The sequence below is a fragment of the Longimicrobiaceae bacterium genome, from assembly GCA_035696245.1.
Taxonomy (GTDB): domain Bacteria; phylum Gemmatimonadota; class Gemmatimonadetes; order Longimicrobiales; family Longimicrobiaceae; genus DASRQW01.
Map to the genome: position 1 here is coordinate 1 of DASRQW010000395.1, position 8,148 is coordinate 8,148.

The window sequence follows — 8,148 nt, forward strand, 5'->3', positions numbered from 1 at the left end:
GCCCCGCATCCGCCCTCCCATCCATCTTACGACCGAGTCGGAGAACCATGAACAGGTACGTCCTGGACCCCAACGAGCTGCACGTGGAATCGTTCGTCGTGCGGCAGCCGGTGCGCAGCTTCGAGCCGGCCACGTACGAGACGGACGCCGAGCACCTGAGCATCTGCCTGGTGAGCTGCGGCGGAAGCTGCGGCGACGGCTGCATCGCCACCGCGGTCTGACGAGCATCCGTCCGGCCCGCGCCACGTAGACGGACCGAGCCGCCGCTGCCATCGCATCGGCGGCTCGAATGTCCATCCACCGAATCGTCGTACCGTGTCGATCTACCGGCACGCCGGCGTACACCGTGGGTGAACCGCGCACGGGCCGCGGACCGGTAGGCAACGACCTGCGTGTCGCCCGGCGCCTCCGCTCGAAAGTGCTGCCCTTGGCGGTGTCGCGTCCGAACCGCGGGAGCACACGCAGGTGCTCCCCTGCCCAGCCGTCGAAGCGCGGCCGTCGCGCTCGCGCGAGGCGACGGTTCATCTGCCGCGCATCGCGTGTCTTCGCCGGGGGTTGGCGGGGTGGCAACGGGCGCGGAGTTGGTTAGATTACAAGCTGGCCGAAAACGGGATTGCGCGCCGCGGCGCCGCATCTTCCCGCACCGGCACCTTCGCCCGGATGGACCGCGCTTCCACGTCGAAGCCGCCGCCGCCCGGCCGCTCGCCCGCAGCTCTTCCGGAAGACGCGACGCCGAATGCCCCCCACTCCCGCCGAGATCCCCCCGCTCCGGGAAGCCTTCCAGCAGTTCGTGCGGCTGCTGCACCTGATCCGCGAGTACTGGGCGCCGCTCGCCAAGGGCATGGCGCTGGGGCTGGTCCTGGGCGTGTTCGGCATGATCACGCCGTACCTCTCCAAGCTGCTCATCGACCAGGTGTACCCGTCGCGCAACATCACGCTCATGCAGGTGCTGGTGGGCGGCATCCTGGCCATCAGCATCTCCACCTCGCTGATGGGCGCGATCCGCGGGTACTTCACCACGTACACCACGTCGATGCTCACCAGCGCGACGGGGCTGCTCTTCTTCAACCACCTGCAGCACCTCACGGTCCGCTTCTACGACGAGCACCGCGTGGGCGAGATCATGAGCCGTTTCGCCGACGTGCGGAACTCGCTGGCCAGCGTGAGCAAGGTCTTCGAGACCATCTTCGTGAACGGTGCGTACCTGCTGCTGGTGCCGCCGTTCCTCTTCCTGCTGCAGTGGAAGCTGGCCATCGTCTCGCTGGTCACCATCCCGCTCACGGTGCTGGTGACGACCTTCTCGGCGCGGGTGCTGCGCAAGTATTGGAAGCGCAGCGCGGAAGCGTATGCCGACCTGGGCGCCTTCCAGGTCGAGGTGCTCAGCCACGTGCGCACGCTCAAGTCGCTGGCGCTGGAGCACTACGTCTACCAGCGCGCCGAGCGGCAGATGCAGGACGCCCTGCAGGTGCAGCTTAAGGCCGGGGCCTACGGCCAGGTCTTCGGGATGCTGAACGGGGTGATCCGCGCGCTAGGCACGGCGGTGTTCACCTGGTACGCGTGGCGCCTCATCCTCCAGCAGGAGATGACGCTGGGCGACTACATCGCCTTCACGGCGTACATGGGCTACCTGTACACCCCGCTCACGCAGCTCACCACGCTCTTCTCGGACTTCCAGCAGAGCGCGGTGAGCCTGGGCCGCATGTTCGAGTACCTGGACCTGCCGGTGGAGCAGGACCCGGCGCAGGCGTACCTGCCCCCGGAGCCAGTGCGCCACGTGGTGCGCGGCGACGTGCGTGTGCGCGACGTGAGCTTCGGCTACTCGCCCGAGAAGCGGGTGCTCCACGAGATGAACCTGCACTTCCAGAGCGGCACCATCACCGCGGTGGTGGGCCCCAGCGGCGCCGGCAAGTCGTCGCTGCTGCGGCTGCTCACGCGCATGGAGGAGCCCACGGGCGGGCAGATCTTCATGGACGGCGTGCCACTCACGGAGATGTCGATCCCGGACCTGCGCCGCCAGATGTCGGTGGTGTGGCAGGAGTTCTCGCTCATGCAGGGCACCATCTGGGACAACCTGACGCTGGGCGCCGACGACCCCTCGCAGCAGCGGGTGGACGACGCCGTGCGCCTGTGCCGGCTGGAGCCGCTGATCGCCAGCATGCCCAACGGCTACCGCACCTCGGTGGCCGAGTGGGGCGCGACGCTCTCCGGCGGGCAGCGGCAGCGGATGGCGATCGCGCGGGCGCTGGTCCGCGACACGCCCATCCTGCTGCTCGACGAGGCCACCAGCAACGTGGACATGCAGACCGAGACCGAGATCCTGCGCGACCTGTTCGGGCGGCTGGAGGGCAAGACGGTGATCTTCGTGACGCACCGCGTGGGCACCGCCGCGCTCGCCGACCAGATCTGCGTGATCGAGGCCGGCCACGTGGTGGGCACCGGCACGCACGGCGAGCTGATGCGCGACAACGAGACGTACCGCCTGCTGCACGGCGGCGGCGGCCCCATAGAAGAGAGCCGCCGCCTGCGCGCGGTCCCGCAGAAGCCTTGAGGGACGGGAGATGCGAAGCCTGCCCGACGCGCGCGCGCGGCGCCACGAGAAGAGCGGCCCTCCCGGGGTGCCCGTGACCGGCCCCGGACCGGCCGAGAAACCCAAGCTGGTGCTGCGCCTGCCCACCATAGACGAGGCGGGGTCGCCGGGCGCGGGGTTCGTGCACGGCGCCGTGGGGTGGACGCTGGGCACGCTGGGCGCCATCGTCGGCGCCGGCCTGCTGGTGGCGTCGCTGGTGTCGATGAACGTGACCGTGAAGGCGCCGGGCAGCATGGAGCCCGTGCGCGTGTGGCCGGTGCGCACCACCGAGCCTGGGACCGTGGACTCCGTTCTGGTCGCCACCGGCGACACGGTGCGCAAGGGCCAGCCGGTGCTGCAGCTCGACTCGCTGCAGCTCGAGACGACGTTGCTGCAATTGCAGGCGCAGCTCCGCGCCGCCCAGATCGACCAGCGGCGCTCCGCCAGCGCCGCGCCGGTGGAGCGCCGCCAGCAGGGCGACAAGGCCGCCCAGGCGCAGGCGCGGCTGGTGACGGCGCGCGCCACCCTGCGGCAGCGCATGGTGGAGAACGACGCGGGCACGAACGTGGACTCGCTGCTCGCCGTGTACCGCCCCGGCCGCCACGTGGGCATCGACCTGGCCGTCGCCGAGGTGCAGGCGGCCGAGGCCGAGACCCGCCTGTCCAGTTCGCAGAACGACATCCTGGCGCTGGAGCGCTTCGACCGCGCGAAGAAGGGCACCGAAGAGGACCAGCTCGCCGCGCAGATCCGCGCCACCCGCGAGCGGCTGCAGCGCCTCACCGTGCTGTCGCCCACGCACGGCGTGGTGCTCACCGAGCAGATCGAGCGGCTGGGCGGCTCGTACGTGCGCGAGGGCGAGCTGCTGCTGGAGGTGGCCGACCTCGACGAGTGGCGCGTCAACCTGTACGTCCCCGAGCGCGACGTCCACAAGATCCGCCTGGGCGACTCGGTGCAGGTGGAGGTGCAGGCGTTCAACGCGGAAGACGAGGACCGGCTGCGCGGAAGCGTCGTCTTCGTCGCCCCCGAACCCGTGGGCGCGGGCCAGTCCACCAGCACCGGCGGGCCCGCGCCGGCGGTGCCCACGGGCATGGGCATGTACCGCGTGGTGGCGCGGCTGGACCAGAAGCAGCTCGCGCGCATGGGCGTGGAGAAGTTCCGGCGCGGCTACACGGTGCAGGGGCAGATCATCACCCGCTCGGGGCGCATCATCACCCTGCTGTGGGACTACCTGCACGACCAGCTGCGGGGGCGCGCGTGACGCCGGGAGCGAAGACCTCAGCGCCCGCGGCGGGCTGGCGACCCGCGCCGCCGGCGCCCCGGCCCGCGTGGGTGGACGAGGCGCTGGGCTCGCCCACGGGCGAGGGCGTGCGCGTGGGCGTGATCGACAGCGGATGGGACCGCACGCTGGGCGACCCGCGCGTGGTGCCCGGCGTGGGCCTGGTGGATCCGGCCGACGAGCTGGCACTGGGCCGCGACGACGACGACCACGACCGCAACGGCCACGGCACCGCCTGCGCCGACCTCATCCTCCGCATCGCGCCGCAGGCGGAGATCGTGCCCATCCGCGTGTTCGGGCACGAGCTGGAGACGTCGCCTTCCGTGCTCCAGGCCGGGCTGCGCTGGGCGGTGGAGCAGGAGCTGGACGTGGTGAACGTCAGCCTCGGCACGCTGCTGGAGGAGACGCTGCGGCCGCTGTACGCCATCTGCGAGGCCGCGCGGCGCCAGGGCACGCTCATCGTCGCCGCCGGGCACAACGCGAGCGACTGGAGCTATCCCGCGATCTTCGAGAACGTGATCGGCGTGGCGGCGGGCCGCTTCGACAGCGTGTTCGACTACCAGTACCGGCCGGACGACGCGATGGAGTGCGTGGCGTGGGGCGTGGAGGCGCGCGTGCTGGATCTGGGCGGCGGCCGCGTCACCCGCAGCGGCACCAGCTTCGCCGCCCCCAACATCGCCGGCATCGTCACCCTCATCCGCCATCGCCACCCCCGCGCGACGATCGAGGAAGTGCGCGAGATGCTGGCGAAGTTCGCGCTCGGCGAGCCAGCGCCCGCGTCCGCCGAAGACCAGATGCGGTAGGCGGACGGAACGCGCAGCACGGTCGCGGTACTACGGATGACGAAAGAAGGGCCGACACGCTACGTCGGCCCTTCTTTCGTTCATGGTGAACGCGGTGCGTGCGCCTCCGCAACGACCTCGCGGCGAACCCGCGTTGCAACACCAGGTGTTCGAGTCGGAGCGTCCGGGCAGCAGCCGCTCATCTCATACGACATCCGTGAGAATCGGTGCGGTCACCATCGCCCTGGCGGCTAAAGCCGCGGGCTACGACGGCACGAAGCCCAACTGCTTGGGCTGCTACCGATAGTCGAATCGCTTCGGCGAGACTCCGCGACAGCACGCCGATCTACCCGGATTCCGCATCATTCGCTGGATTCTGTCATCGCGGCGATGGAGGACCTGATGGCTTTGGTGACGGCGTGGGAGATGTCGGGGCGGGTGCGGTCGTCGGCGTCGAGGATGGACTTGACCTCGTCGGCGTCGGCGGAGTTGAGGCGGGCGCGGACGGGGTCGGGCAGCGTGTACTTGATGGTGGTGAGGATCTTCAGCTTCTTCGTCTCCTCGGCGGCGAGGAGGCCGCGGAGCGACATGCCGATGCGGCCGATGTCCAGCAGGTGCTTGGACGGGTCGGTGCGCTGCTTCACGATCAGCGCGGCGACCAGCTCTTCCACGTTCGGCGTGCCGCGCGAGGCGGCGCTCGCGACCGCAGCCTCCATCGAGCCCTGCGGCCACGCGGGCGGCGAGCCGGTGACGACGACGTTCATCGTCTCCTTCTTCATCAGCCCGAACATCACCTTCTTCGTCCCCTTCTCCAGCCGGATCGCGCCCGCCTGCTCGTTCGCCAGCAGCGCGGCGCGCACGGCGGCCACGGCCAGGCCTTCGTTGCCGATCTTCTTGCCGCTGGTGAGCACCTCCTCGCGCGGCATGAGGATGCCCGCCTCGGGCGCGAAGCGGTCGCCGAAGAGGATCACCAAGTCGCTAGGGGTGAACTCTGACGCGTTGCTGGACATCGGGCTCCACGCGGTCCGGTGAGATGTGCCGCGGCGCCGAAGCCGCGGAGGAACGGGAGGCCGCGCATCTACCGTAGATGAGCGGCCTCCGTGCGTCTACTTCACCTCCACGATGCGGCTTTCGATGCGCGGCGCGATGGGCTGGCCCTTGGCGTAGGAGGCCGCGAGCGCGTCGAAGGCGAGGTACTTCACGTCCGGTCCGGGCGGCACGGTGCGCGACGCCCGCTCGCGGAAGGTGTAGCCGTCGCCGCCGCCGAACGCGTAGTCCGGCACGGCGACAACGTACACTTTCGCCTCGTCCATCGGCGTCCAGCTATCCCCGTTCTGCACCTGCACGTCCACCACGCGCTGCCCCTCCGGCCGGCGGCGGTCGAAGCGGAACTTGAGGCCGGACACCTGCATGAAGCGCCCCTCGCCGCGCCCGCCGGACACCGAGCGCTCCAGGATGGTTTCGCGCACGTCCCTGCCCGTGAGCCACACCAGGCCCACGCGCGTGGGAAAGCCGAAGCTGCGCGCCAGGTGCTCCCAGCGGATGGGGCCGGTGAACGTGTCGTCGACCCGGATCGCGCCGCCGTTCAGGAACGCGAGGTCGGCCTTGGCGTCCGGGAAGGCGCCGCGCATCTGGTCCGCCAGCCAGCTCGCCCAGGTGCTCTCGGCGTTCCGCACCGTCTCTTCCGTGCCGTCCAGCACGGTGGCCGCGGTGCCGATGCGCGTGTCGAAGAACGGCACCTTCTCGCGGACGCGCGCGGCCCACTTCTCGGTGATCGCTGTGCGGTACGCGGGGTCGATGGCGACGGTGCTGTCCAGCGCCACCGCCTCGGCCCGCACGCGCGGCGCGCCGGCCACGCGGCCGAAGAACACCTTCCAGATGCGGCGGGCGTTGGAGTCGCCCTTGGTGATGAGCGCGGTGCTGTCCGTCAGCTCGTCGCGCTCCAGGTAGTGCTCGTGGCCGCCCGCGATCCAGAGGAACTTGGGGTGCGTGCGGTGCAGGCGGGCCACCTGGCGGTCCTGCGCCATCTCCAGGTGCGTGAGGCCCACGATCACGTCCGCGCCGCGCGCCTCCAGCTCGCGGATCTGGCGCTCGGCGGCGGCCACGCGGTCGTCGTCGGGCGTGGCGTACGTGCGCGGCGAGTCCAGGAACGAGAGCGTGAAGATGCCCACGCGCATCCCGCCGACCGTCATCACCGTGTCGGTGCCCACGCGCGCGTCGGCCATGGCGTCGCCGGTGTGGATGCGCACGTTGCCCGAGAGCCAGCGGAAGCGCGACGAGTCGAGCGCGGCGGCCAGCATGCCCGGCTGGCGCTCGTCGAACTCGTGGTTGCCGGGCACCACGACCAGCGGCGCGCGGGCGTTGAGGAAGTTCATCGCATCGATCATCTGCAGGCCGCCGAAGTAGCGGCTCTCCAGCGACGGGGCGATGAAGTCGCCCGCGTGCAGGATCATCACCGGCGCGCCGGTCTCTCGCTTCACCCGGCCCACCACGGTGGACACGCGCCCCAGCCCGCCCGCCGCGCCGCCCGCCACCGCGTCGATGCGGTAGATGTCGTTCAGCTGCACCACGGCGAACTCGGTGCGGAAGCTTCCCTGCGCCGCGGCTTGCCCGGCCGCGCAAGCGAGCAACAGGGCGGCAGCGGCGATGCGGCGAATGGGCGTGCGGTGGGCGGTCATCGGGATCGGGTGTGCGGGTCGGGAGATGGGCGGCGGTCCGGCGTCTCGCCAGCGGTTACGCTCGCCCGGCAGAACAGGCGTTCACACGATACGCGGGGCCGCGGGGAGTGACAAGCCCGCCCCGCATCAGGCGAGGCGGGGTGATGTGCATCGGCACAGATGCCCCTCCGTCGGCCGTCGTCCTTCAGCCAATCCTCGGCCGATCATCCACATGCATCCGGCAGAAGACAGAGCCGCACGCTTGACCGGATGCGGGATCGGTGCTTATCTCAGCACGGACGCATCCGCCGCGCCGCACGCCCCGCATCTCCCGAGAACCCACACGATGCCGAAGCTCAGTTCGCGGCTCGCCGCCGCGCTCGTCCTGGCCCTGGCCGCCGCACCGCCGCTCGCCGCGCAGAAGCACCCGATGACGTTCGAGGACCTGTCGCTGCTGCGCGCCGTGGCCGAGCCGCAGCTCTCGCCGAGCGGGCGGCAGGTCGCGTACACGGCGGTGACCACGGACTACGCCGCCGACCGCGCGAAGGCCGAGATCGTGCTGGCGGACGTGGCTACGGGCCGCACGCGGCGGCTCACGGCGGGCTCGTCGCCCCGCTGGTCGCCGGATGGGCGGACCATCGCCTTCCGCGGCGGACAAGGCGAGCGGAGCGGGATCTGGCTGTGGGACGTGGCGGCGGACAGCGCGCGGTTCCTGGCGCTGGTTCGCACGACCGAACACTTCCTGGGCCACCGCGCGGTGAAGGGCTTCGCCTGGTCGCCGGACGGGTCGCGCATCGCCTTCACCAGCGCGGACGCGCCCGCGCCGCCGCCCGCTACCGACGTGCGGGTGGTCACGCGGCAGCTCTA

At 71.0% G+C, this 8,148-nt stretch carries 7 protein-coding genes; 5 read left to right on the plus strand and 2 right to left on the minus strand.

Going from position 1 to position 8,148, the window contains the following annotated elements; all coding sequences use genetic code 11:
- Positions 1–47: 47 nt before the first annotated feature.
- The 4 genes from VFE05_17875 to VFE05_17890 all read left to right on the plus strand — a co-directional run bounded on the left by VFE05_17875 (position 48) and on the right by VFE05_17890 (position 4,645).
- Positions 48–221, plus strand: a complete 174-nt coding sequence (locus tag VFE05_17875; protein HET6231946.1) for a hypothetical protein — start codon at positions 48–50, stop codon at positions 219–221.
- 515 nt (positions 222–736) lie between these two features.
- A complete protein-coding gene (locus VFE05_17880; protein ID HET6231947.1) occupies positions 737–2,548 on the plus strand; it encodes a peptidase domain-containing ABC transporter in 1,812 nt (603 codons plus the stop codon).
- A gap of 10 nt (positions 2,549–2,558) precedes the next feature.
- Positions 2,559–3,824, plus strand: a complete 1,266-nt coding sequence (locus VFE05_17885; GenBank protein ID HET6231948.1) for an efflux RND transporter periplasmic adaptor subunit — start codon at positions 2,559–2,561, stop codon at positions 3,822–3,824.
- Positions 3,825–3,895: 71 nt separating this feature from the next.
- A complete protein-coding gene (locus tag VFE05_17890; protein ID HET6231949.1) occupies positions 3,896–4,645 on the plus strand; it encodes a S8 family serine peptidase in 750 nt (249 codons plus the stop codon).
- Positions 4,646–4,986: 341 nt separating this feature from the next.
- Here the strand turns inward: VFE05_17890 and VFE05_17895 are convergent, their stop codons facing one another.
- Positions 4,987–5,634 carry a hypothetical protein gene (locus VFE05_17895; GenBank protein ID HET6231950.1) on the minus strand — a complete coding sequence of 216 codons (648 nt, stop codon included), beginning with the start codon at positions 5,632–5,634 and terminating at the stop codon, positions 4,987–4,989.
- A 96-nt stretch (positions 5,635–5,730) separates the two neighbouring features.
- Positions 5,731–7,302, minus strand: coding sequence for a 5'-nucleotidase C-terminal domain-containing protein (locus tag VFE05_17900; GenBank protein HET6231951.1), 1,572 nt, complete (start codon positions 7,300–7,302; stop codon positions 5,731–5,733).
- A gap of 325 nt (positions 7,303–7,627) precedes the next feature.
- Between VFE05_17900 and VFE05_17905 the strand changes: the two genes are divergently transcribed.
- Positions 7,628–8,148: hypothetical protein (locus VFE05_17905; GenBank protein ID HET6231952.1), on the plus strand; the 521-nt coding region annotated here is incomplete at its 3' end.

Coding starts and splice junctions, on each gene's coding strand:
- VFE05_17895 (HET6231950.1), bottom strand. CDS start 5,634: ATGTCCAGCAACGCGTCAGAGTTCACCCCTAGCGACTTGGTGATCCTC.
- VFE05_17900 (HET6231951.1), bottom strand. CDS start 7,302: ATGACCGCCCACCGCACGCCCATTCGCCGCATCGCCGCTGCCGCCCTG.
- VFE05_17885 (HET6231948.1), top strand. CDS start 2,559: ATGCGAAGCCTGCCCGACGCGCGCGCGCGGCGCCACGAGAAGAGCGGC.
- VFE05_17875 (HET6231946.1), top strand. CDS start 48: ATGAACAGGTACGTCCTGGACCCCAACGAGCTGCACGTGGAATCGTTC.
- VFE05_17880 (HET6231947.1), top strand. CDS start 737: ATGCCCCCCACTCCCGCCGAGATCCCCCCGCTCCGGGAAGCCTTCCAG.